The sequence below is a fragment of the Georgenia deserti genome, from assembly GCF_042680605.1.
Classification (GTDB): domain Bacteria; phylum Actinomycetota; class Actinomycetes; order Actinomycetales; family Actinomycetaceae; genus Allobogoriella; species Allobogoriella deserti.
The window spans coordinates 314,774-336,915 of the sequence record NZ_JBHUEE010000001.1 but is presented as its reverse complement, the minus strand read 5'-3'; the positions used below and the strand labels follow the sequence as shown (position 1 = coordinate 336,915).

Annotated in this window: 22 protein-coding genes and 3 tRNA genes; 8 read left to right on the top strand and 17 right to left on the bottom strand. The window is 71.3% G+C overall.

Annotated elements, in window-relative coordinates; all coding sequences use genetic code 11:
- Positions 1 to 34: 34 nt before the first annotated feature.
- Together ACFSE6_RS01610 and ACFSE6_RS01605 are read right to left on the bottom strand one after the other, a co-directional pair.
- Entirely contained in the window at positions 35 to 1,444 is a 1,410-nt protein-coding gene (locus ACFSE6_RS01610; protein ID WP_388001948.1) for an alanine/glycine:cation symporter family protein, read from the bottom strand.
- A gap of 206 nt (positions 1,445 to 1,650) precedes the next feature.
- The gene (locus ACFSE6_RS01605) at positions 1,651 to 2,937 is read right to left on the bottom strand and encodes a phosphotransferase (protein WP_388001947.1); all 1,287 of its coding nucleotides are present in this window, start codon (positions 2,935 to 2,937) and stop codon (positions 1,651 to 1,653) included.
- A gap of 107 nt (positions 2,938 to 3,044) precedes the next feature.
- On the opposite strand from ACFSE6_RS01605, the gene ACFSE6_RS01600 reads away from it, so the two are divergent.
- From ACFSE6_RS01600 to ACFSE6_RS01580, 5 genes are all read left to right on the top strand, one after another.
- The gene (locus ACFSE6_RS01600) at positions 3,045 to 4,064 is read left to right on the top strand and encodes an adenosine deaminase (protein ID WP_388001946.1); all 1,020 of its coding nucleotides are present in this window, start codon (positions 3,045 to 3,047) and stop codon (positions 4,062 to 4,064) included.
- The gene (locus ACFSE6_RS01595; RefSeq protein ID WP_388001945.1) at positions 4,061 to 4,894 is read left to right on the top strand and encodes an alpha/beta fold hydrolase; all 834 of its coding nucleotides are present in this window, start codon (positions 4,061 to 4,063) and stop codon (positions 4,892 to 4,894) included. The genes ACFSE6_RS01600 and ACFSE6_RS01595 overlap by 4 nt, the downstream gene beginning before the upstream one ends.
- On the top strand, positions 4,891 to 5,601 hold the full coding sequence (locus tag ACFSE6_RS01590) for an esterase/lipase family protein (protein WP_388001944.1): 711 nt from the start codon (positions 4,891 to 4,893) through the stop codon (positions 5,599 to 5,601). The genes ACFSE6_RS01595 and ACFSE6_RS01590 overlap by 4 nt, the downstream gene beginning before the upstream one ends.
- A 62-nt stretch (positions 5,602 to 5,663) precedes the next feature.
- Positions 5,664 to 6,536 carry a hypothetical protein gene (locus ACFSE6_RS01585; RefSeq protein WP_388001943.1) on the top strand — a complete coding sequence of 291 codons (873 nt, stop codon included), beginning with the start codon at positions 5,664 to 5,666 and terminating at the stop codon, positions 6,534 to 6,536.
- Between the two features lie 2 nt (positions 6,537 to 6,538).
- The gene (locus tag ACFSE6_RS01580) at positions 6,539 to 6,910 is read left to right on the top strand and encodes a GntR family transcriptional regulator (protein WP_388001942.1); all 372 of its coding nucleotides are present in this window, start codon (positions 6,539 to 6,541) and stop codon (positions 6,908 to 6,910) included.
- A gap of 7 nt (positions 6,911 to 6,917) precedes the next feature.
- Here the strand turns inward: ACFSE6_RS01580 and ACFSE6_RS01575 are convergent, their stop codons facing one another.
- The 9 genes from ACFSE6_RS01575 to ACFSE6_RS01535 all read right to left on the bottom strand — a co-directional run bounded on the left by ACFSE6_RS01575 (position 6,918) and on the right by ACFSE6_RS01535 (position 10,599).
- Complete coding sequence (locus ACFSE6_RS01575; protein ID WP_388001941.1) at positions 6,918 to 7,340, bottom strand: VOC family protein; 423 nt, start codon at positions 7,338 to 7,340, stop codon at positions 6,918 to 6,920.
- A gap of 23 nt (positions 7,341 to 7,363) precedes the next feature.
- Complete coding sequence (locus ACFSE6_RS01570) at positions 7,364 to 7,720, bottom strand: helix-turn-helix domain-containing protein (RefSeq protein WP_465254109.1); 357 nt, start codon at positions 7,718 to 7,720, stop codon at positions 7,364 to 7,366.
- Between the two features lie 64 nt (positions 7,721 to 7,784).
- Positions 7,785 to 8,945 (bottom strand): UDP-N-acetylmuramate dehydrogenase, encoded by a 1,161-nt coding sequence (locus ACFSE6_RS01565; RefSeq protein WP_388001939.1) that lies wholly within the window; start codon positions 8,943 to 8,945, stop codon positions 7,785 to 7,787.
- 9 nt (positions 8,946 to 8,954) lie between these two features.
- Positions 8,955 to 9,431 (bottom strand): MaoC family dehydratase, encoded by a 477-nt coding sequence (locus tag ACFSE6_RS01560; RefSeq protein ID WP_388001938.1) that lies wholly within the window; start codon positions 9,429 to 9,431, stop codon positions 8,955 to 8,957.
- On the bottom strand, positions 9,428 to 9,901 hold the full coding sequence (locus tag ACFSE6_RS01555; protein WP_388001937.1) for an FAS1-like dehydratase domain-containing protein: 474 nt from the start codon (positions 9,899 to 9,901) through the stop codon (positions 9,428 to 9,430). Before ACFSE6_RS01555 ends, ACFSE6_RS01560 begins: the two co-directional genes overlap by 4 nt.
- Before the next feature lie 44 nt (positions 9,902 to 9,945).
- On the bottom strand, positions 9,946 to 10,116 hold the full coding sequence (rpmG, locus tag ACFSE6_RS01550; protein ID WP_388001936.1) for a 50S ribosomal protein L33: 171 nt from the start codon (positions 10,114 to 10,116) through the stop codon (positions 9,946 to 9,948).
- 58 nt (positions 10,117 to 10,174) lie between these two features.
- Positions 10,175 to 10,248 (bottom strand) — tRNA-Met (locus ACFSE6_RS01545).
- Positions 10,249 to 10,295: 47 nt separating this feature from the next.
- A tRNA-Thr gene (locus ACFSE6_RS01540) sits at positions 10,296 to 10,368 on the bottom strand.
- Positions 10,369 to 10,517: 149 nt separating this feature from the next.
- Positions 10,518 to 10,599: transfer RNA gene (locus ACFSE6_RS01535), tRNA-Tyr, on the bottom strand.
- Positions 10,600 to 10,720: 121 nt separating this feature from the next.
- On the opposite strand from ACFSE6_RS01535, the gene ACFSE6_RS01530 reads away from it, so the two are divergent.
- Positions 10,721 to 11,218, top strand: coding sequence for a YajQ family cyclic di-GMP-binding protein (locus tag ACFSE6_RS01530; RefSeq protein WP_388001935.1), 498 nt, complete (start codon positions 10,721 to 10,723; stop codon positions 11,216 to 11,218).
- Between the two features lie 74 nt (positions 11,219 to 11,292).
- Here ACFSE6_RS01530 and htpX read toward each other — a convergent pair whose 3' ends face one another.
- Complete coding sequence (htpX, locus tag ACFSE6_RS01525; protein ID WP_388001934.1) at positions 11,293 to 12,150, bottom strand: zinc metalloprotease HtpX; 858 nt, start codon at positions 12,148 to 12,150, stop codon at positions 11,293 to 11,295.
- 208 nt (positions 12,151 to 12,358) lie between these two features.
- On the opposite strand from htpX, the gene ACFSE6_RS01520 reads away from it, so the two are divergent.
- The gene (locus ACFSE6_RS01520; protein ID WP_388001933.1) at positions 12,359 to 13,339 is read left to right on the top strand and encodes a ComEA family DNA-binding protein; all 981 of its coding nucleotides are present in this window, start codon (positions 12,359 to 12,361) and stop codon (positions 13,337 to 13,339) included.
- A gap of 79 nt (positions 13,340 to 13,418) precedes the next feature.
- Here the strand turns inward: ACFSE6_RS01520 and ACFSE6_RS01515 are convergent, their stop codons facing one another.
- Complete coding sequence (locus ACFSE6_RS01515; protein WP_388001932.1) at positions 13,419 to 14,828, bottom strand: FAD-dependent oxidoreductase; 1,410 nt, start codon at positions 14,826 to 14,828, stop codon at positions 13,419 to 13,421.
- Positions 14,829 to 15,038: 210 nt separating this feature from the next.
- Here ACFSE6_RS01515 and rarD point away from each other — a divergent pair, with 210 nt between their 5' ends.
- On the top strand, positions 15,039 to 15,965 hold the full coding sequence (gene rarD, locus ACFSE6_RS01510; RefSeq protein ID WP_388001931.1) for an EamA family transporter RarD: 927 nt from the start codon (positions 15,039 to 15,041) through the stop codon (positions 15,963 to 15,965).
- A 36-nt stretch (positions 15,966 to 16,001) separates the two neighbouring features.
- Here rarD and ACFSE6_RS01505 read toward each other — a convergent pair whose 3' ends face one another.
- From ACFSE6_RS01505 to nuoL, 4 genes are read right to left on the bottom strand one after another with little or no spacing between them, the layout of a single operon-like run.
- A complete protein-coding gene (locus ACFSE6_RS01505; protein WP_465254108.1) occupies positions 16,002 to 16,991 on the bottom strand; it encodes a polyprenyl synthetase family protein in 990 nt (329 codons plus the stop codon).
- 47 nt (positions 16,992 to 17,038) lie between these two features.
- Positions 17,039 to 18,604 carry an NADH-quinone oxidoreductase subunit NuoN gene (gene nuoN, locus ACFSE6_RS01500; RefSeq protein WP_388001929.1) on the bottom strand — a complete coding sequence of 522 codons (1,566 nt, stop codon included), beginning with the start codon at positions 18,602 to 18,604 and terminating at the stop codon, positions 17,039 to 17,041.
- The gene (locus ACFSE6_RS01495) at positions 18,601 to 20,154 is read right to left on the bottom strand and encodes an NADH-quinone oxidoreductase subunit M (protein ID WP_388001928.1); all 1,554 of its coding nucleotides are present in this window, start codon (positions 20,152 to 20,154) and stop codon (positions 18,601 to 18,603) included. The genes nuoN and ACFSE6_RS01495 overlap by 4 nt, the downstream gene beginning before the upstream one ends.
- 7 nt (positions 20,155 to 20,161) lie before the next feature.
- Positions 20,162 to 22,123, bottom strand: coding sequence for an NADH-quinone oxidoreductase subunit L (nuoL, locus tag ACFSE6_RS01490; RefSeq protein ID WP_388002352.1), 1,962 nt, complete (start codon positions 22,121 to 22,123; stop codon positions 20,162 to 20,164).
- Positions 22,124 to 22,142 lie beyond the last annotated feature (19 nt).

The window sequence follows — 22,142 nt, the reverse complement described above, 5'->3', positions numbered from 1 at the left end:
GGACGGTGGCGAGCTCATGGTTGGCCTCGTGGTCCTACCGGCGGTCCAGCGCGTCCACGCCGTCCAGTGTGGAGACCTCGGGCGCGTTCCGCAGCGTGGGGTCCCGGCGCAGGTAGGCGCGGGTCTCCCGTGCAATGAGACCGCCGCAGATGAGCAATCCGATGAGGTTGGGCAGGGCCATCAGCCCGTTCATGATGTCGGAGAAACCCCAGACCACGGTCAACTCTGTGGTGGCGCCGATGAAGATGACGACGGTGAAGATCACCCGGTAGGGCATGACCCCCTTGATGCCGACCAGCCGTTCCATGCATCGCTCGCCGTAGTAGGACCAGCCCAGCACCGTCGAGAACGCGAAGAAGACGACGGCGATGGTCACGATGTAGTGGCCCCAGCTCGCCAGGCCGGTGTCGAAGGCCGTCGCCGTCATGACCGCGCCGTCCTCGCCGGTCGTCCACGCATCCGTGACGACGATGACCAGGCCGGTCATCGTGACCACGATGATCGTGTCGATGAACGTCTGGGTCATCGACACCAGACCCTGGCGGACCGGGTGACGGGTCTGTGCGGCCGCTGCGGCGATCGCGGCCGAGCCGAGCCCGGACTCGTTGGAGAAGATGCCGCGAGCGACGCCGTAACGGATAGCCGCGGCCACCGCGGCGCCGGCGAACCCCCCGGTCGCGGACGTTCCGGTGAAGGCGTCGGTGAAAATGGTGGCGAACGCGCCGGGAATCGCGCCGGCGTTGAGGACGAGCAGCACGAGTGCGCTGCCGACGTAGGCCACGATCATCAGCGGCACGATGCCGGCCGTGACGCGGCCGATCGACTTGATCCCGCCGATCAGGACCACACCGGCCAGGACCGCCATGACGAGCCCGGAGACCCAGGTCGGAACACCGAAGGACCCCTCCATGGAGGCCGAGACCGTGTTGGACTGGGTCATGTTGCCGATGCCGAAGCTGGCGATGACGGCGAAGATCGCGAACAGGATCGACAGCGTCTTCCCGAACGTGTTCGGGATCGCCCGCGCGAGGTAGTACTGCGGACCGCCGGAGATCGCGCCCTTGGCGTCCTTGGTACGGAAGCGCACACCCATGAAGGCCTCGGAGTACTTGGTCGCCATACCGAGCAGGCCGGTGACCCACATCCAGAAGATCGCCCCCGGGCCGCCGAGGAAGATGGCGGTCGCGACGCCGGCGATGTTGCCGACACCCACCGTCGCCGCCAACGCCGTCGTCAATGCCTGGTAGTGGGAGATGTCGCCGTCCGCGGACGCGTCCTTGCGGCGCAGGAGGGCGAGGCTGAGGGCGGGGCCGAGCTTCCGGATCTGGACCCCGGTGAGCCGGACGCTGAGGTAGAGCCCGGTGAGCAGCAGCAGCGGGATGAGGAACCACGGCCCCCAGACCCAGCCACTGATCTCGCCGAGAGCGTCTTCGAGCGTTTCCATGGCGGACACCGTAGCGGTGATGTGGGACACGTCCAGCAGGTTCCCCGTGTCGCCCTGCTTGATCATCACTCGGGCCCGTCAGCGCGGGCCGTACCTGATTGCCCGGCCTCCTCGCCCTCCGCTCGTCCCTCGCTCGCGCTCGTCAGCGCGGGCCGTACCTGATTGCCCGGCCTCCTCGCCCTCCGCTCGTCCCTCGCTCGCGCTCGTCAGCGCGGGCCGCGTTGCGCGAGGAGTTCGCGGCCGCGTGCCAGCCACGACTCGGCACGGGCCAACCGCCCCTCGGCGTCCGAGCGCCAGTGCCCGCCGTCGGTGCGCCGCGCCCCGGCGACCAGCGAGAGGACGACGCCCGCCGAGCGGGCGTGCAACGCCACCGGGTCCACCATGCGGCTGCACGCCGCGGTCCACGCCTCCAGCACCGCGGGAACGTACGGGTAGGTCTGCGGCGCCAGGTGCGGCAGCACCGACACGTGCCCCAGCAGGCAGGCGAGGTCATCGACCCGCCGTCCCGGCCCCACGGCGTCCACGTCGAGCAACGTCGCCACCGAGACCACGCCGGGCGCATCGTCCATGAGGACGTTCGCCTCGTAGAAGTCGCCGTGCGTGGGGACGACGGGACCGGCGTCGGACGCGGCCATCAGCTCGTTCACGCCGGCGGCGAGGGCGGCGGTCCGGGCCGCATGCTCGGGCAGCACGGTGGCGGCCGCGTGCGCGTAGTGGTCGACCCGGTCCGACCACGCCGGCCGCCGCGGCAGGTCGAGCACCGCCGGCGGGAGGGCGTCGAGGGTGCTGACCAACGCGGAGAGCACCTCGTCGCCGCGCTGACCAAGGCCGCGCGCCAGCAGGTTGGCCAACGGCGTGCCACGCCCGGTCTCCAGCAGCACCATGCCGTCGTCGTCGGCGCGCAGGACGCGGGGCGCCGGGACGCCGGCGTCGGTGAGCATGCGGTGCCGGTCGACGAACGCCGCGGCCACCGACGGACGCACCACCTTGAGGTAGGCGGTGCGGTCCCGCGCGTCGGCCGTCTGCGACCGGTCGGCCCGCGTGACGCGGACGACCGCCCGACGGGTCGGCCGGTAGGCCAGGAGCTCCACACTGACCGGGGTACCGAGCCGTTCGGCGAGCCGCGTCGCGTCGCACGCGACGGCGAGCCCCGGAAGCTCCGGGTCCGCCGGGTGGCGCCACAGATGCACCGGCGCCCCACCGGGCGTCCCGAGCCGGACCAGACCGGGCGTGCCGGTGTGGCTGAGCTGCGCCGTCGTCGCGCAGATGTACTCCTCGGCACGGACCGGCCCGCTCGGGGCCGGGCGTTCCACAGTGGCGGTATACCCGACCGTCACGCCGGCACCGGGGCGGTGATGGACGGTGTGCACCTGCCAGTCCAGCAGGCGCGACCCGTCCGGTTCGAGCGCACCGGCGATCATGCCGCCGGCCTCGGTGCCGGTCAGCATCGCGACGTCGGCCGGTTCACGCTGGGCGGCCGCGGGGACGCTCATGGGGAACAGTTCACCATGTCCGCGCACGTCATGGCGCTCGACACGGCGTTTCGCCCGTCCGGAGCCCCGGCGCGATCGGGCGCCGCAGTCCTGGCACACTGCTGGAGGTGCGCGACCTGGACACCCTGCCGAAGGCTCACCTCCACCTGCATTTCACCGGATCGATGCGGATCTCGACGCTGGAGGAACTCGCCGAGCAGGCCGGCATGCGACTTCCCACCTCACTCGTGGACGACGACCCGCTGCGTGTGCCGGCGTCCGAGCGAGGCTGGTTCCGCTTCCAACGCTCCTACGACACCGCCCGAGCCGTCGTGCGCTCGGAGGAGGCGATGCGCCGGATCGTGCGCGAGGCCGCCGAGGACGACGCCGCAGAGGGCTCACGCCGGCTCGAGATCCAGGTGGACCCGACGTCTTACGCCCCGTTCGTCGGCGGCATCACGCCCGCCCTGGAGATCGTCATCGACGAGGCACGCACCGCGTCCGCCGCGACGGGCGTCGAGGTGGCGGTCATCGTCGCCGCCTCCCGCACGCGCCATCCGCTCGACGCCCGGACCCTCGCCAGACTCGCGGCCCGGCACGCCGGTGACGGACCCGGCGAGGTCATCGGGTTCGGCCTGAGCAACGACGAACGGCGGGGGACGACGTCGGAGTTCGCGCCGGCCTTCCGCATCGCCCGGCGTGCCGGCCTGGTCGGGGTTCCGCACGGCGGCGAGCTCGAGGGCCCCGAGCACGTCCGCGACGTCGTCACCCATCTCAAGCCGGTGAGGTTGGGGCACGGGATCCGCACGACCGAGGATCCCGACCTGCTCGCGCGACTCGTCGACGCCGGCATCACCTTCGAGGTCTGCCCCGCCTCCAACGTCTCTCTCGGCGTCTACCCCGAACCCGGTGACGTGCCGCTCCGCGCCCTCCTCGACGCCGGTGCCCGGGTGGCGCTCGGCGCGGACGACCCCCTGCTGTTCCTCTCCCGGCTGAGCGAGCAGTACCGCATCGCGCGGGAGGCGCACGGACTGGACGACGCCGCGCTCGCCGATCTCGCCCGGGCCTCCATCCGAGGTTCGCTCGCGGCCGAGTCCGCCAAGCGCGCCATGCTCTCCGAGGTCGACGCCTGGCTGGCCGGCCCGTGAGCACCGCGAACGAGGCTCCGCCCGCGCACGAGCAACGCCCGGTGCACGTGCGGACGACCGTCTGGCGCCCGGGCGGAGCATTCCTGCGGGTCCATCGGTTCGCCACGACGGAGCCGGGTGACGCGACGTTCGTGTTCCTGCACGGGATCGGCGTCTCCTCGCGCTACTTCCGCCCGCTCGCGATGCGACTCGCCGCACACGGCGAGGTGCTGCTCGTCGACCTTCCCGGGTTCGCCGGACTGCGCCGGCCCACGACGGCGCTCGACATCGGTGGCTTCGCCGGCGTGGTCGCTGCGGCTCTGGACGACGCCGAGGTCACCGGCGCCATCGTTCTCGCCCAGTCGATGGGAACGCAGGTGGCCACCGAGCTGCTCGCCACCCGACCGGATCTGGCGCACGGGGCCGTCCTCGTCGGGCCCACGGTCGATGCCGCGGCGCGGTCGATCCCGGCGCAGGTGCTCCGGTTCGCCCGGACGGTGCCGCATGAACCAGTACGGATGCGGCGCATCGCCAGCCGCGCGTACCTCGCCTGCGGACCACGCTGGTACGCCCGGACGCTGCCCGCCATGATCAATTACCCGATCGAGCACCGGATCCGCGCCGTCGAGGGGCCGCTGACCCTGGTACGCGGCGACCGGGACGCGGTCACGCCGCCCGCCTGGATCCGGACGCTGCTCGCCGCCGCGCCGGACGCGAGCGCCCGCACCGTTCCGGGCGCGGCCCACTCGGTGGTCCTCGATCACGCCGACGAGATGGCCGACGCCGCCCTCGAGGTGCTGGTCCGCACGCACACCCCTGGCCGCGACCGATCAGGTCAGGCGCAGCCGTGAGACTCGGGCTCACCGTCCGGGCGCGGGACTACGCCTACGCGGTACGCCACGAGCTGCGGGCGCTGCTCGGGCCACGGACCGACCCTGCCGGACTGCTCGCCACGCCGGATGCGGGTATCGCCGCCGCGGGTGCGCCGGTGCTGCTGCTGCCCGGGATCTTCGAGACCTGGCGGTTCCTCGAACCACTCGGCCACCACCTCGCTCAGGCGGGGCATCCGGTGCACGTCGTGACCGACCTCGGCATCAATCGTCGGCATGTCGACGACGCGGCCACCCGTGTCGGTGCCTATCTGCGGGGCCGGCAACTGTCCGGCGTCGTCCTGGTCGCGCACTCCAAGGGCGGACTGATCGGCAAGACGGTCATGCACTCCCCCGCCGGCGCGCGCGTGGCCGGGCTGGTCGCCGTCGCGACGCCGTGGGCCGGGTCGGTCTACGCCCGCTTCTTCCCGCCGGGTTCGGCGGTGCGCCGGCTCCGGCCGCAGGACCGCCGGATCCGCGCCCTGGCTTCCCGCACCGAGACGCACGAGCGGATCGTGGCCATCGCGCCGGCCTGGGACCCGCACATCCCCGGTTCGGGTGAGCTCCCGGGTGCGCGGCGCAACATCCGGCTCGCCGGGCAGGGACACTTCCGGGTACTCGACGACGCCGACCTGCTGGATGCTGTCCGCTCCGCCGTCCGCGAGCTCAGCGACGGACCGGCTCGTTGACCGCAGGTCAGGGCGTGACCTAGCGTTCTCATTGAATCAATGAGTCGATACATTGGTGCGTGATGCTCTCCCTTCTCCTCCCCGTCCTGCTGCTTGCGCTCACGGCCGTCCTCGTCTTCCTGGCGATCAACCGCACGGTTCCGGAGCACACCACGAGTGCCGTGCGGGCGGCTGCCAGCCGGCACGAGAACCTCACCACCGGCGTCGGCGCGGTCGGTGGATTCACGGTCGCGATCACGTTGATCACCGCCCTACCGGTCGGCGCTCAGTCCCCTCCGGGGATCGTGACGGCCCTTGCCCCGACGGCCGGCTGCCTCGTCTTCCTGGCCATCGTGGCGGTCGGTGAGCACACCTGGCCACGACCCGCGGGATCCGTGCGCCAGGCGACGCTGCACCGCCGGTCGCTCCGGGCACTCTCGCCACCGCGCGTGCGGTTGTTGTGCGGCACGGCCGCCGTGCTCGGGATCGCGCTCGGGGTCTTCGTCCTGACCGCGGACGAGACGGGGCGGGCGGTACCGGCCATGATCACCGCCGAGGGCGCCCTCGCCGGACGTCTCGGCGGCGCGTCGGGACCGTACCCGGGTAGCCGGTACGCCGGGCCGATCGCTGTGGGCCTGATCGTGGTGCTGGTCGCGACGGCATGGGTGCTGCATCGCGTGGCGCACCGGCCCGCCGTCGCCGGTGCCACCCCGGAGGACGATCAGTTGCTGCGGCGGACCGGTGCGCGCCGCATCCTGGGCGGAGTCCAGTTGTGCGTCGGCGCGACGTCGGCCGCCGTACTCCTCGTCGCTGCCGTCTCTCTCACCAACGCAGGATGGACACTCGCGGCGTGGACGGCGGGCGTGGTCGGACTGCTGTGCGGCCTCACCTCCGTGATCGCGGCCGGAACGGCGCTGCCGGCACCACAGCCCACGACGACGACAGTGGCAGCCTGAGGATGCACATCGCCGTCGACCTCTCCTCCGGGGTACCGCCGTACGAGCAGATCCGGGGCCAGGTCACCGCTCTCGTCGCCGCCGGCTCACTCACCCCCGGCGACCGCCTGCCGACGGTGCGCGATCTGGCCGCCGACCTCGGTGTGGCCGTCGGCACGGTCCAGCGCGCGTACCGCGAGCTGGAGGCGACCGGCACGGTGGTTTCCCGCCGCCGGCACGGCACGGTCGTGGCCGCCGCGGGGGACCAGGCGCGCGCCGCGACGGTGGCGACGGTCCGCCGCTCCGCCCGGTCGTTCGCCCGGCAGGCCCGGGCGGCCGGGCTCAGCGAGGCGGAGGCGCTCGACCTCGTGCGAGGCGCGCTCATGGCGGACTGACCGGCGCTTATGGCCGCCAGTCGTTGCGCTGGGTGATGCGGATCTGATTTCCGAACGGGTCGCGGACAGCCATGTCGACGCCGTAGGGATGCTCTTCCGGTTCCTGGATGATCTCCGCGCCGCGCCGGGTGAGCTCGGCGTGCGCGGCCCGGCAATCGTCGGTGTTCAGGATCATCCACGAGGTGGTGCCGCGTTCGGTCAGCTCGCGGAGCATGGCGGCTGTCTCCGCGCTGCCCGTGGCGGTCTGGTCCCCGATGCGTTGCAGGAGCACCTGCCGCTCGGGGTCCCCGGGGAGCGCGACGGTGAGCCAACGCATGGTGCCGAGGTCCACGTCGGTGTCGACGGTGAAGCCGAGGGTCTCGGTGTAGAACCGGAGCGCCTCGTCCTGGTCGGTGACGTACATGGGCGTGATGGCGATCGAGGTGAACATGGTCTCGACGCTAGAGCCCGCGGTCAGCAGGCAGCTTCTCCGAAACGACTCGATCGTCCCCAGGCCCGCGCCACGCACCCCGGCACCGGAGCGACGGCCCCTCGGCGCCGGAACGCCGTCGGCGTCTCGCCGGTGAGGCGGCGGAAGGTGCGGGTGAACGTCCCCAGGCTCGCGTACCCGACGCCGTGGCCGATCTCGGTCACCGGCAGATCCGTGGTGCGCAGCAGCCGCTGCGCCCGTTCGATGCGTCGCCGGTAGAGGTACTGGTGCGGTGTCTCGCCGAACACCGCACGGAACCGGCGGGTGAAGTGCGACGGGGACAGCAGCGCGACGCGGGCGAGCGCCGGGACGTCCAGCGGCTCGGCGTAGTGGCGATCCATGACGTCCTTGGCCCGCAGCAGCCGCCTGGTCTCGCTCTCGGCCACGATCGCCCGCACCGCCCGACTACAGCTCGGCGCCGACCAGGACGGGCTCCGGCTCGAGCGTGACACCGAAGACGTCGCGCACCCCGTCTCGTACGGTCCGGGCCAGAGCGAGGAGGTCCGCCGCCGTGGCCTGTCCCCGATTCGTCAGGGCAAGCGCATGTTTGGTCGACAGGCTCGCCGGCCCAGGTGCGCCGTACCCCTTGTCGAAACCGGCGCGGGTGATCAGCCAGGCCGCCGACGTCTTGACGAGGCCCTCGGCCGCCGGAGCACTGCCGCCCTCCTGGGCGAGACGCCTGTGGTCCGTGACGGGGAACCGCGGGGCGTCCTGCGGCAGCAACCGGTCGGCGTCCTCGGCCGGCAGGATCGGGTTGGTGAAGAACGAGCCGGCCGACCAGGTGTCGTGGTCGCCGGCGTCGAGGACCATCCCCTTGCCGCGCCGCAGCGCGAGGACCGCCTCGCGGACCTCCGTCGCTGGGACGCGGGAGTCGATCGGCACGTCAAGACGACGGGCCAGCTCCGCGTAGCGCACCGGCGCCGACAGGCTCGCCAACCGCATCTGGAACGCGACCTCGAGGACGACGTACCGGCCGGACGGCTGCCAGGTCCGCCCTCCGCCGTCGTCCGGTTCGGTGCGGGACCGCTTGAGCACGGAAGTCCGGTACCCCAGGCCGAGCTCGCCGACGGCGAGCATCCGGACGCGCCGCTCGAGACGGTCGTAGACGCGGACCGAGGCGAGGGTCTCGGCGACCTCCTGGCCGTAGGCGCCGACGTTCTGGACCGGCGTGGCACCGGTGGATCCCGGGATACCGGACAGGGCCTCGACACCCATCCACCCCTCGTCCACGGCGGTGGCGACCACCTCGTCCCAGTCCTGCCCGGCGGCCACCACGAGGTTGGCGCCGGCGCAGGCCGAGTCCGCCGTGGCGTCGATCCCCCGGCGCACGTCGCGGACCACCATGCCGTCGAAACCGGCGTCGGCCACGAGCAGGTTCGACCCGCCGCCGAGCACCAGCAGCGGTGTGCCGGCCTCGTCCGCCTCGCGGACGACCTCGACGAGCTCAGCCTCGGTCGTGGCCTCGACGAACGAGCCGGCCGGCCCCCCGACGCGCAAGGTCGTCAGGTCGGCCAGGCGAGGCGCTGCGGCCCCGGGGGCACGGAACGTCCGGGAGGTCTGTGTCACGGGGCCAGGTTACGGGGAGCCGAGGCGGATCACCGCCTGCGCCTTGGTGAGGACGGTCGTCCCGTCGCAGGTGACCTTCAGATCCACACGCACGGACGAGGCAGCCAGGTCCACGGACCCGACCGTGCCGACCACCTCGATCTCCGCCTCACCGGGGTCGGGCACCACGACGGGCCGGGTGAACCGCACGCCGTACTCGGCGACGGCGGCCGGGTCGCCCGCCCAGTCCACGACGGCGGAGCCGGCCAGCCCCATGGTGAGCATCCCGTGGGCGATGACGCCCGGCAGGCCGGCCTCGGTGGCCACCCGGTCGCTGTAGTGGATCGGGTTGAAGTCGCCGCTGGCCCCGGCGTAGCGGACCAGCCGGCCCCGGTCGATCGCGTAGGTGCGGCGCAGCACCTCCTGCCCCGGCTCGAGCTCGGTGAGCGCCGGCGCCGCGTTCGTGGCCTCCGGTGCCGACTCACGGTGTTCGGGTGTGGCGTTCATCGGCCCTCCCCCCGCACGGCGAGCGTCGAGGTCACGGTGGCGACGGGAGCGTCGTCGGTGTCGGCGATCTCGGCGCGGGTGGTGACCAGTGTGATGCCACCGCGTTCGACGATCTTGTCCACGTGCACGGTGGTCCGCAGCCGGTCACCCGCGACGATCGCGCGGTGGTGGGTGAAGTGCTCCTCCGCGTGCACGACCCGGGAGAAGTCGATGCCCGACTCAGGGCTCGCGACGTACGCCTGCTCGGCGCGCTGGGCCAGGACGACCGCGAACGTCGGAGGCGCGACCACGTCGGCGTGGCCGAGCTCGAACGCGGCGTCGGGATCGGTGTGCGCGGGATGAGTCGCGCCGGTGGCAGCTGCCATCTCCGCGATCTTGGCGCGGGAGACCTCGTAGGTCTCCCTGGGGGCATAGGAACGCCCCACGAGCGTCGGATCGACGCTGGTGGGGCGTGCGGTGTCCTCGGTCATCACCCCAGGCTATGGGGTGAACGAGGCCGAAGCCTGGTGCTGCCTCAGCGGGTCTCGCGGTGCGCCGTCTTGGCGTTGCAGCGCGGGCAGAACTTGGGCAGCTCAAGCCGGTCGGGGTTGTTCCGCCGGTTCTTCTTGGTGATGTAGTTGCGCTCCTTGCACACCTCGCAGGCGAGGGTGATCTTGGGGCGGATGTCGGCGGTCTTGCTGGCCACGTCGGTTCCTCACGTTTCGTCTCGAGCATCTGCGACCGTGCGGTCGCTGTCGCTGCGGTAGCGGGGGCGGGGCTCGAACCCGCGACCTCACGATTATGAGTCGTGCGCTCTTACCGACTGAGCTACCCCGCCGCGTCCTGCCCGCACATCGATGGTACGACGACGTACGGTCAGACCAGAGCCCCGAAAGGGAATCGAACCCTTGACCTTCTCCTTACCATGGAGATGCTCTGCCGACTGAGCTATCGGGGCAGCGCGGACGAGCCTACCGGGCCGGGCACCCGCGCGGGAAATCTCGGGAGTACCAGATCCGGTGAGACCACTCACACCGCTGACGAGCGCCTGGTCACCCAGTGCTCTCGGCGGGGGCTCGACGGCGAGTCTCGCCGTGAACCGGTCCGTGGCGGGTGCAGGATTCGAACCTGCGTAGCGTAACGCGGCTGATTTACAGTCAGCTCCCTTTGGCCGCTCGGGCAACCCGCCGTACGCATCAAGCGCAGATGGAACCATAGCAACTCGGCACGGTCCGACGCCGCATCGGTCCGGGGCGAGGATCATCACACCCTGGGGATCACTCAGGGCTCGACGCGAGTAGGAGGAATCGATGGCCGACTCATCGTTCGACGTGGTCAGCAAGGTCGACCGGCAGGAGGTGGACAACGCCGTCAACCAGGCGAACAAGGAGATCGGGCAGCGCTACGACTTCCGCGGCGTCGGGGCGTCGATCACCTTGTCCGGCGACGCTGTCACCATCGTGGCCAACTCCGCGGAGCGCGTGCGCGCGGCGCTCGACGTCCTGCAGACCAGGCTGATCCGACGCGGGGTCTCGCTCAAGGCGATCGACCTGGGCGACGGCGAGCCGAAGGCCTCCGGCAAGGAGTTCCGCCTCGTCGGGGCCCTCAAGGAAGGGTTGAGCAAGGAGGACGCGAAGACGATCACCAAGCTCGTGCGTGACCAGGGCCCCAAGGGCGTCAAGACCCAGGTCACCGGGGACGAGGTCCGCGTGAGTTCGAAGAGCCGGGACGACCTCCAGGCTGTGATCACGCTCTTGAAGGAGGCCGGGGACATCGACGCCGCGCTGCAGTTCGTCAACTACCGGTAGGCGGCCGGTCGGTCCGTCGGCCGGAGACGAGAGAGCGCACGGCTCCCGTGCCCGGCCGTACGGGCGCGGGGCGCTCAGTAGCCGGCCATCTGCTCCAGACGGGCGATCCGGTCCTTCATCGGCGGGTGGGTCGCGAAGAGCCGCGCCGCTCCGCCGCCCCGGAACGGATTCGCGATCATCATGTGGCTGACGTTCTCCAGGCGCTGAGACGGCTCGAGGGGCCGGGCGTTCGCCCCCGCCTCGATCTTGCGCAGCGCCGAGGCCAGTGCGAGCGGGTCGCCGGAGAGCCGCGCGCCGTCCTCGTCGGCATCGAACTCACGGGTACGCGAGATGGCCAGCTGGACGAGCGCCGCCGCGATCGGGGCGAGCAGTGCAGTCGCGAGAAGGGCGAGCGGGTTGGCCCGTTCACGTCCGCCGCCGAAGAAGAGCAGGAACTGCGAGACGGACGTGATGATGCCGGCGACGGCGGAGGCGACGGACGAGGTGAGGATGTCGCGGTTGTAGACGTGCATCAGTTCGTGGCCCAGCACGGCACGCAGCTCACGCGGTTCCAGCAGCCGCAGGATGCCTTCGGTGCAGCAGACGGCAGCGTTGCGAGGGTTGCGCCCGGTGGCAAAGGCGTTGGGCTGTTGCGTCGGCGAGATGTACAACCGAGGCATCGGCTGCCGCGCCGCCGTGGAGAGCTCGCGGACCATGGCGTACAGCTGCGGGGCCTCGATCTCGCTGACGGGACGGGCGGCCATGGCGCGGATCGCGAGCTTGTCGGAGTTCCAGTAGCTGTAGAACGTCATGCCCAGCCCCAGCAGGGTGAACAACCACAGGAACATGGAGTTGCCCGCACTGCGCGCGATGATGCCGCCGACGAACAGCAGGATCGCCCACATGGCGCCGAAGAGCAGCGCGGTCTTCAGACCGTTGCGGTGACCACTCATCGTGGCGCGGTTCCTCCTCGTTCAGGTCGGTGCCGGTGGCCGGACCAGCTGGCCGCGGGCTTCTGTCCTGGACAACGCTGTCGGGGCCGAGCACGTTCCCGACGTGAGGAGGCAGACGGCCGCACCGGCGATTGCTTACGCTGATCCCAGCCGCAGCAGTCCGGACGCCGAGGCCGTCCGGTGCCACGGGGCCGTCGGAGGGGGGACAGTGTCGGCAGAGGGAGCCGGTCCGTCGGACCCGTACCGGGACCTCCTCGCCTCCGGCCCGCCCGAATCGCGGCCGGAGACGCCGTCGGACGCCTCCGGCGAGACGGCGGACAGCCCGTCGGACGCGGCATCCGCCGCGGCCCCGGCGGTCACGGTGGTCCTGCCCGGCGACCTCTCGCTGCGCCCCTACCCCGGCGTGCCCACCGCCGACGTCGAGACGGACCTGCCCGAGGCGCGGACACCTCCGCGTGTGCGCCCGCGCTACGGCCGGTACCACGCGCTCGCGGCCGTGATGTTCTTCGGTGTAGGAATCCTCGGCGTCATGCTGTTCCTCGCGGCGGATTCGCTCGCCACCACGTGGGAGGCGGAGGTCACGATGCCGGAGCCCACGACGCTCGACCTGCCGGCCGGGCAGACGCGATGGGTGTGGGTACCGGAGGATCACACCGAGGACGTGGCCTGCACAGCTCGGGACAGTGACGGCGCCGACCTGCGGATGTCCGTCGCCGGGGGACGTACCCACGAGGACTACGACCCGGCGTTCAGTTTCCCCACCGGCTCCGGGACCGTCACCCTCACCTGTGACCGTGCCCCCGACCCCGCCGACCCGGGATGGCAGGCGCAGGGCCGCACCGTCTGGGTCGGCCCGCCGCAGGAGCAGACGTACGTGCCGTTCCTGCAGACCGCGCTGCTGCTGTTCGTCGGCGGGCCCGCGATCGGCGCCGTCGTCTTCGTGACCGCCCTGCTGGTCCAGATCGTGCGGGGCGTCACCGCCCTGGTGCGCCCGTCCACGCGCGTCAACGTCAACACCGCCACCGCCGCACAGCTCGCGGAGCTGCCCGGTGTCGGCGGGGCCATCGCGGACCGGATCCTGACATGGCGGAACACCTACGGACCGTTCCCGACGGCGGAGGCGCTGAGTCAGGTCCCCGGGATTGGTCCGGCCAAGCTCCGGCGGCTGCGTCGGCGGGTCGACGTGTGAGGGGCGGGTCGACGGGTGAGGGTGCGGCGGACGCACGCCGGTACCGGCACATCTCGGCAGCCCTCGGCCCGGGTCCGGCTCAGTACAACCGGCCGGCGTGCTCCTCGCCACGGGAGATCGCCGTCATGGTGTCCCGGTCGACGACCTTGATGCGCTCCCGGGTCGTCCCACCGTTGAACTCGGAGCCGAGCTGCTGCTCGAAGGCGTCGAGGAGCTCCCATCCCTGCCAGGTGGTGTAGCGCACGCCGTTCGCCTCGAGCGCGGCCAACATGGCGTCGTGGCCGATCTCGTCCGCCCGGTCCGCCCGCGCCTGCAAGCGGCCCGCCTCGGCGTCCTCGACCAAGTGCCCGATCGTCTGGCGGGCGTCGGACTTCGTCGAGCCGATGAGCCCGACCGGACCTCGCTTGACCCAGCCGGTGGCGTACAGCCCCGACATCCACTCGCCGTCCTCGCCGAGGACCCGGCCCTCGATGTTCGGGATGACACCGCGGATCTCGTCGAACGGGACCCCCGGGATCGGGGAGGAGAAGTAGCCGACGGCGCGGTAGACCGCCTGGACGGGGGTGTCGACGAACTCGCCGGTGCCGCGCGCGTTGCCGTCACCGGTGAGCTCGGTCCGCTCCGTCCGGAGGGCCTCGACCCTGCCGTCGCCGACGATCTCGGCCGGCCGGTGCAGGAAGTGCAGGTGGATCCGGCGGGACGCCGTGAGCTCGTCCTTGTCCTTCAGCGTCCAGTCGATGAGGGTCTTGACCACCTGCTTGGTCTGGTTCGAGGCACGGATCGCCTCCTCCGACCCCTCGTCAAACTGGAAGTCCTCGTCGTAGACGAGGACATCGACGTCGGGCACCTGTCCGAGCTCACGCAGCTCGAGCGGGGTGAACTTGGCCTGGGCCGGCCCGCGCCGGCCGAACAGGTGCACGTCCGTGACCCGGTTGCTGCGCAGGCCTTCGGCGACGTTCTCGGGGATCTCGGTGGGCATGAGGTCCTCGACGTGCTTGGTCAGCATGCGCGCCACGTCGAGGGCCACGTTCCCGGCGCCGATCACCGCCACCTGCTCCGCGTCGAGCGGCCAGGTGCGCGGCACATCGGGGTGACCGTCGTACCAGGAGACGAAGTCCGCGCCGCCGTAACACCCGTCGAGGTCGACGCCCGGGAGGTCGAGCGGGGCGTCCCGGTCGGACCCCGTGGAGAGGATGACGGCGTCGTAGTGTTTCTGCAGCTCGTCCAGCGAGACGTCCTTGCCGACCTCGACGTTACCGACGAGCCGGATGTCACCACGCTGGAGGATCTTGTACAGCGCGACGACGATCTGCTTGATCCGCGGATGATCGGGCGCGACGCCGTAGCGCACGAGGCCGAACGGTGCGGGCAGACGCTCGAACAGGTCGATGCTGACCTCGAGGCCCGACTTGGACAGGATGTCTGCGGCATAGATGCCGGCGGGCCCGGCACCCACAAGTGCCACGCTCAGCGGGCGGGAGTCGGTCACAACTACCTCTCGACGACGGGACCGTCAGGTGTCGACCGACACGCCGACGGCGGGAAAGTCCTCGTTCCAGTCTATGGGCTCTGCCGCGCCGGTCCCGCGCCGGCGAGCGAGATCACACCGCCCCGACCGCCCGACGAGACCGGCCGGCAGCCGGAGGCCGAAACGTGAAACACCGTGCCGGCGAGGCCGCTGATGTGCGAACCTTCGCCGGTGCCCCCTGCATCCTCCTCGGATCGAACCGGGCTGGCGATGGGGCTCGGCGCCTACCTGCTGTGGGGTGCCATCCCGCTCTACTTCCGCATGCTCGAGCGCGCCGGCGCCGTCGAGGTCGTGGCCCACCGCATCGTCTGGGCGCTGCTGTTCTGTGTGGTCGTGCTCGTCGTGACCCGGCAGATGCACGCCGTGCGGGAGATCCTGCGCCATCCGCGCACCGTCGGTCTGGTGACGCTCGCCGGCATGTTCATCGCCGCGAACTGGCTCGTCTACATCTACGGCGTGAACACCGGCCGCACGGTCGATGCCGCACTCGGCTACTTCATCAATCCCCTCGTGACCGTCCTGCTCGCGGTGCTCGTGCTCCGCGAACGGCTCCGCCCGCTGCAATGGGCGGCCTGCGGCCTGGGTGCGGCGGCGGTGGTGGTCATCGCGGTCGGGTACGGCAAGTTGCCCTGGATATCGCTGTGCCTGGCCGGCGCCTTCGGTATGTACGGTCTGGTCAAGAACCGCATGGGCCGCACCGTCGGCGCCCTGCCGGGCCTGGGCGCCGAGACGGCCGTGCTGGCGTTGCCCGCAGCCGGCTTCCTCGTCTACCTCGCCGCCGTGGACCGCGGTGCTTTCGGGGGCGAGGTGGGGTTCAGCCTTTTGCTCATGCTCTCCGGGCCCGCGACGGCGGTGCCACTGCTGCTCTTCGCCGCAGCCGCCCAACGGCTACGACTCAGCGTGATCGGGATGCTCCAGTACGCCACGCCCGTGCTGCAGCTGGCGGTGGGCGTCCTGCTCTTCCACGAGCCGATGCCGCCCGAACGGCTGGCCGGCTTCGTCATCGTCTGGATCGCGGTGGCGGTCTTCAGCGTGGACGGGGTTCTGGCCCACCGGCGGATGCTGCGTTCGGTCGCTGACAGGCCCGCCCATCATTGACCATTCGGCACACAAGTGACGAGTCGGGTGCTGGGGTTAGGCGAGGCGGTCGACGACGAGGTCGGCGAAGGCGACGAGGGCGTCCTTGACCGGTGACGCCGGCAGCGGCTCGAGCTCGGCGACGGCGTCGTGCGCCCATTGCTCGGCGAGCGCGCGGGCCTCGGCGACCACCTCGTGGTTCCGCAGGTCGGCGACCACGGCACGCAGCGTCTCGTCGGAGTCGAGGTCGCCGGCGAGGCGCTCGAGGAGTGTGCGCCCACCCGGGTCGAGGGTGCCGGTGGCCGCGCGCCGGCGCAGCAGGAGCACCGGCATGGTGTCCACACCCTCGCGCAGGTCGGTGCCGGGCGTCTTGCCGGTGGTCGCGGCGTCGGCGGACAGGTCGATGACGTCGTCGGCGAGCTGGAAGGCGACCCCCACCTTCTCGCCGTACCGGGCCAGCAGGTCCGCAGTCTCCTGGCCGGCTCCGGAGAAGTCCGCCCCGTACCGCGCGGCGGCGGCGATGAGCGATCCCGTCTTGTCGGCCAGCACCTGCAGGTAGTGCGCCACGCGGTCCTCGCCGTCGGCCGGCCCCAACGTCTCGTGGAGCTGTCCCAGGCAGAGCCGCTCGAACGTCACGGCGTGCCGGCGGACCGCCTCCGCGCCGAGCGAGGCCACCAGGCGCGAAGCGCGGGCGAGGAGCAGGTCGCCGGTGAGGATGGCCACCGAGTTGCCCCACACCTCGTGCGCCGCGGGGGCTCCGCGCCGCAGCGACGCGGAGTCCATGACGTCGTCGTGGTACAGCGTCGACAGGTGAGTCAGTTCGACCGCCACCGCGGCGGTGACGACCTCGTCCCCCGGACGGCCGAGCTCGCCGGTGAGCAGGGTGAGCAACGGCCGCAGCCGCTTTCCGCCCGCCGCCGCCAGATGTCCGCTCGGCGGGTCCACGAGATCGTCGCCGTCGGCGACGGCGCGGCGCAGTCGCACCTCGACGTCGTCGAGCTTCGGCTGCAGCCGTTCCTCGAGCTGCGGGTCGCCGAGCGGGAGCATGGGCGTCGTCACAGGATGCACGGTACCGGGCGCCGGGACCGCCCGAGTCACGGCAGGAACGTCGCCCCCTGCTCGGCGAGCGCCAGCACCGGACCGGGCAGCACGCCGAGCAGGAGGGTGCCCACGCCGCAGACGGCCACGGCCACCGTGGTCAGGCCCTCGGAGCTGACCGCCGCCACCGTCTCGCCGTCGGGTTCGGTGAAGAACATGAGCACGATGAGGCGGACGTAGAAGAAGGCCGTGGCGGCCGAGGCCAGCACCGCGAGGACGACGAGCAGGGTCTGCCCGCCGGCGACGCCGGCGCTGAACACCGCGAACTTTCCGATGAACCCGCCGGTGAGCGGGATCCCCGCGAACGAGAGCAGGAACACGGTCATCGCCAGGGCGGCGACAGGGTTCCGCCGGCCCAGGCCGGCCCACTGCGACAGGTGCGTGGCCTCACCCGTGACGTTGCCATCCGGGTCGCGCTCGCGCACCAGGGTGACGAGGGCGAACGCGCCGACGGTGGCCAGCCCGTAGGCGAGCAGGTAGAACAGCACACCGGAGATGGCGATCTGCTCCAGGGCGACGACGCCGATGAGCACGAAGCCCGCGTGCGCGATCGAGGAGTACGCCAGCATGCGTTTGACGTCCGTCTGCACGATGCCGACCACGGTGCCGACGAGCATGGTCAGGACGATGATGACCCAGAAGAACGGCGTCAGGTCCCAGCTCATGTCCGGCAGGGCGACGTAGACGAACCGCAGCAGGGCGACGAAGGCGGCGAGCTTGGTCGCGGCCGCCATGAAGCCCGTCACCGGCGTCGGCGCTCCGGTGTACACGTCGGGGGTCCAGGCGTGGAACGGGACGGCCCCCACCTTGAACAACAGCGCAACCACGACCATCACCGATCCCGCCAGCAGCAGGCCGTCCATGCCCACGGTCTCCGGCACCGCCTGCGCCAGACCGGCGAAGGTGATGTCTCCGGAGTAGCCGTACAGCAGCGCGATGCCGAAGATCATGAACGCCGAAGCGAAGGCACCCAGCAGGAAGTACTTCATCGACGCTTCCTGCGACAGCAACCGCCGGCGCCGCGCGAGCCCGGAGAGGACGTACAGCGGAAGGGAGAGGACCTCGAGCGCGATGAACAGCGTGAGCAGGTCGTTGGCCTGGGCGAAGACGAACATGCCCGCCAGGGCGAACATGGTGAGCGGATAGACCTCGGTCTGGACCAGGCCGGCCCGGGTCGAGTCGGCCTCGTCCACGGAGCCGGGCCGGGCCGCTGCCTGGGCGACGAAGGCCCCCTCCCCCGACTCGGTGCGGTCGGCGATCACCAGCAGCCCGACGAAGCCGACGACGGCGAGAATCGCCTGGGCGGCGAGCGCGGGCGCGTCCTCGACGACGGCGGAGCCGACGACGTGCTGCGGGCTGCCGGCCGTCACCTCGGTCCAGCGCCACACCACCGCCACCAGGGACCCGACCACGGCCAGCAGCGCCAGCAGGACCTGGACCAGCCGCCGCGGCCCGCGCGGGACGAACGCCTCGATGAGCACACCGACGACGGCGCCTCCGGCGACCAGGAGCGTGGGCAGCAGGGCCGCCCACACGACGGTCGGCGCTTCGAACGTGGTCACTGGGCGCTCCCCTCCTCGGCGGCGTCCGAGATCGATGCGGGCTGCTCCACGGCCAGGCCGTCGGCCACCGGCGTCACGGCGTCGACCACCGGCCCCGGGTACAGGCCCAGCGCGAGCATCGCGAGGACCAACGGCACCATCACCCACCGTTCCCGGACACCCAGGTCCGGGACCTCGGTCAGCGAGTCGGCCGTCTTCCCGGTGAAGATCCGTTGATACGGCAGTAGCAGGTAGACCGCGGCGACGATGACGCCGAGGACGGCGACGACGCCGGCCACCACCGAGACCCGGAAGGTCCCCACGATCACGAGGTACTCCGGCACGAACCCGCTCAGTCCGGGCAGCGAGATCAGCGCCAGACCGGAGATGAGGAACGTCCCCGCCAGGACGGGCACGACCTTCTGCATGCCGCTGTAGGCCGGGATCTCCTGCGTCCCGCCACGCCGGGTGAGGAAGCCGGAGGCGAGGAACATCGCCGCCGTCGCCACGCCGTGCGCGACCATGTAGACCATCGCGCCGGTCAGAGCGACCTGGTCGCGGATGAAGATGCCGAGCACGATGAACCCGAAATGGCTCACCGAGGTGAACGCGATGAGCCGCATGAGGTCGCGCTGCCCGACGGCGAGCAGCCCGCCGTAGACGATGGAGACCAGGGCGAGCGCGATGACCACCGGCGCCGCCCACTCGACCGCGTTCGGGAACAGCGGCAGGCACAGGGCGATCATCCCGAACGTGCCGACCTTGTCCAGCACGCCGACCAGCAGCACCGACGCACCCGGTGGTGCCTGCTGCGCGGTGTCCGGCAGCCAGGTGTGCACCGGCCACATCGGTGCCTTGATCGCGAAGGCGATGAAGAACGAGAGGAACAGCAGCCGCTCGCCCCACACCGACGTCTCCAGCGAGCCGGCGAGTGAGTCGATGAGGAAGCCCTGCTCGCCGCCGGGTCCGGCGAGGTACACGGCGACGACGCCGGCCAGCATGATCAGGCCGCCGACGAGCGAGTACAGCAGGAACTTCAGCGCCGCGGTGCGCCGCTTCGGACCGCCGTAGCTGCCGACTAGGAAGTAGACCGGGACGAGCATCGCCTCGAACAGGACGTAGAAGAGGAAGACGTCGCGGGCGGCGAAGACACCGACCACCAGTGCCTCGAGGGCGAGGACGAGGGCGACGAACCCGGCCTGACGACGCTCGACCTTCTCGCCGTCGGCGGCCACCTCGTGTTCGCGCCAGGCGGCCAGCAGCACGATCGGGACGAGGAAGACCAGCAGGAGGATCAGCGCCAGGCTCAGCCCGTTGACCCCGAGCGCGTAGGAGACGCCGAGCTGGCGGATCCACGCGTGGGTCTCGGTGAGCTGGACGGTGCCCGCCGCGGCCATGTCGAAGTCGGTGAGCATGACGAGGGCAAGGGCGAGCTCGACGAGCGAGACGACCATCGCGTACGGCCGCGCGAGACGGTGCAGCGGTGGCACCGCCCACAGCAGCGCAGCGGCCGCCAGGGGCACCACGATGAGCACGGTCAGCCACGGGGCCATCGCTTCGACTCCATTCATGTCTCGGTCACCCTCCCCACGACACGCGCGTGGCGAGGACGACGACGAGGGCGAGAACGACGCCGCCGAGCATCATGGCGGCGTAGGACCTGACGTACCCGGTCTGCGCCCGGCGCAGGCTCGAGCCGAGCCCGGCGGTGGACCGGGCGATCCCGCGGACGAATCCGTCGACGACGGTGCCGTCAGCGAAGACCATGGCGCGGGTGAGGTACTGCGAGGGCCGCATGAACAGGCTCTCGTTGACCGCGTCCTGGTAGAGGTCCTGCCGGGCCGCGCGGGTCAGCGGTGAACCGGCCGGTGCCTCGGCCGGGACCGGGCGCGCGCCGTAGCGCAGCCAGGCGATCGCCGCGCCGATCACAACCAGCACCAGGGTCAGGCCGATGAGCACCGCGACAGGGAGCACCGGCTCGTGGTGCTCGGCGTGCCCGACCGAGGGTTCCAGCCAGACCGCGAAGCCGTCGCCCAGGGCGAGCAACCAGCCCAGCGCGACCGAGCCGACGGCGAGGACGATCATCGGGACCGTCATCAGGGCGGGCGACTCGTGCGGGTGTCGCTCCGGACGGGCGTTCCGTGCGGCTTCCGCGGCGTCGCTCGTCCACCGGGCCCGGCCGTGGAAGGTCATGAAGAACAGCCGGGACATGTAGAACGCCGTGATGCCGGCACCCACGAGCGCGGTGGTTCCCAGCACCCATGGCTCCCAGCCCTCACCGGTGAACGCCGTCTCGATGATGGCGTCCTTGGACCAGAACCCGGAGAACGGCGGGACGCCGAGGATGGCGAGCCAGCCGGCCATGAACGTCAACCAGGTGATCCGCATGACGCGGGAGAGGCCGCCGAAGCCGCGCATGTCGACCGAGTCGTCCATGCCGTGCATGACGGACCCGGCGCCGAGGAACATCCCGGCCTTGAAGAACCCGTGAGTGATGAGATGGAAGATCGCGAACGCGAACCCGACCGGGCCCAAGCCGGCACCGAGCATCATGTAACCGATCTGGGACATCGTCGAGGCGGCGAGCACCTTCTTGATGTCGTCCTTGGCGGAACCGACGATCGCCCCGAACAGCAGCGTCACCGCCCCGACGAGGGCGATGACGAGCGTGGCCTCCGGAGCCGCGGCCAGCAGCGGGCCGGAACGGACCAGGAGGTAGACGCCGGCCGTGACCATGGTGGCGGCGTGGATGAGCGCCGAGACCGGCGTCGGACCCGCCATGGCGTCCCCGAGCCACGCCTGCAGCGGGAACTGGGCGGACTTCCCGCAGGCCGCGAGCAGCAGCAGGAGCACGGTCGCGTTCGCGACGCCCTGGCCGGCATCGCCCGCCCCGCCGAGGACGGTGGTGAAGTCGACACCTCCCAGGGCGGTGAACATCACCGCCATGGCGAGGATGAGTCCGGCGTCACCGACCCGGTTCATCACGAACGCCTTCTTCGCGGCCACGGCGTACTCGAGGTGATGGTTCCAGAACCCGATGAGCAGGTAGGACGCCAGACCGACACCCTCCCAGCCGATGAACAGCAGGGCGTAGCTGTCGGCGAGGACGAGCAGCAGCATCGCCGCCACGAACAGGTTGAGGTAGGCGAAGAACCGGCGGCGCGCGGCGTCGTGGGCCATGTATGCCACGGAGTAGATGTGGATGAGGCTGCCGACGAACGTCACGAGCATGACGAAGCTCATCGACAGCGGATCGATCCGCAGGCCGGCATCGATCGCCAGGTCACCGGCCGGCACCCACGTGTACAGGTGCAGGTCCATGACACGGTCCTCGGCACCGGCGCCGAGGAGCTGGACGATGATGACCAGGCCGACGACGAAGGCGGCGATCGGCGCGAGGACGCCGAGCCAATGTCCCCACCGGTCGGAGCGGCGCCCGAGCAGCAGCAGGAGCGCAGCGGAGGCCAGCGGGATGGCGATCAGCAGCCAGGCGAGACTCGCCGTCCCGGTGGCGGCGTCGGCCACCGGGGCGGCACTCATCGGCGCGAGAGCGGGCACG

Coding starts and splice junctions, on each gene's coding strand:
- ACFSE6_RS01495 (WP_388001928.1), bottom strand. CDS start 20,154: ATGAATGGAGTCGAAGCGATGGCCCCGTGGCTGACCGTGCTCATCGTG.
- ACFSE6_RS01575 (WP_388001941.1), bottom strand. CDS start 7,340: ATGTTCACCTCGATCGCCATCACGCCCATGTACGTCACCGACCAGGAC.
- ACFSE6_RS01505 (WP_465254108.1), bottom strand. CDS start 16,991: ATGCTCCCGCTCGGCGACCCGCAGCTCGAGGAACGGCTGCAGCCGAAG.
- ACFSE6_RS01560 (WP_388001938.1), bottom strand. CDS start 9,431: ATGAACGCCACACCCGAACACCGTGAGTCGGCACCGGAGGCCACGAAC.
- ACFSE6_RS01580 (WP_388001942.1), top strand. CDS start 6,539: ATGCACATCGCCGTCGACCTCTCCTCCGGGGTACCGCCGTACGAGCAG.
- htpX (WP_388001934.1), bottom strand. CDS start 12,150: ATGAGTGGTCACCGCAACGGTCTGAAGACCGCGCTGCTCTTCGGCGCC.
- ACFSE6_RS01585 (WP_388001943.1), top strand. CDS start 5,664: ATGCTCTCCCTTCTCCTCCCCGTCCTGCTGCTTGCGCTCACGGCCGTC.
- ACFSE6_RS01530 (WP_388001935.1), top strand. CDS start 10,721: ATGGCCGACTCATCGTTCGACGTGGTCAGCAAGGTCGACCGGCAGGAG.
- ACFSE6_RS01555 (WP_388001937.1), bottom strand. CDS start 9,901: ATGACCGAGGACACCGCACGCCCCACCAGCGTCGATCCGACGCTCGTG.
- ACFSE6_RS01605 (WP_388001947.1), bottom strand. CDS start 2,937: ATGAGCGTCCCCGCGGCCGCCCAGCGTGAACCGGCCGACGTCGCGATG.
- ACFSE6_RS01570 (WP_465254109.1), bottom strand. CDS start 7,720: ATGGATCGCCACTACGCCGAGCCGCTGGACGTCCCGGCGCTCGCCCGC.
- nuoL (WP_388002352.1), bottom strand. CDS start 22,123: ATGAGTGCCGCCCCGGTGGCCGACGCCGCCACCGGGACGGCGAGTCTC.
- ACFSE6_RS01610 (WP_388001948.1), bottom strand. CDS start 1,444: ATGGAAACGCTCGAAGACGCTCTCGGCGAGATCAGTGGCTGGGTCTGG.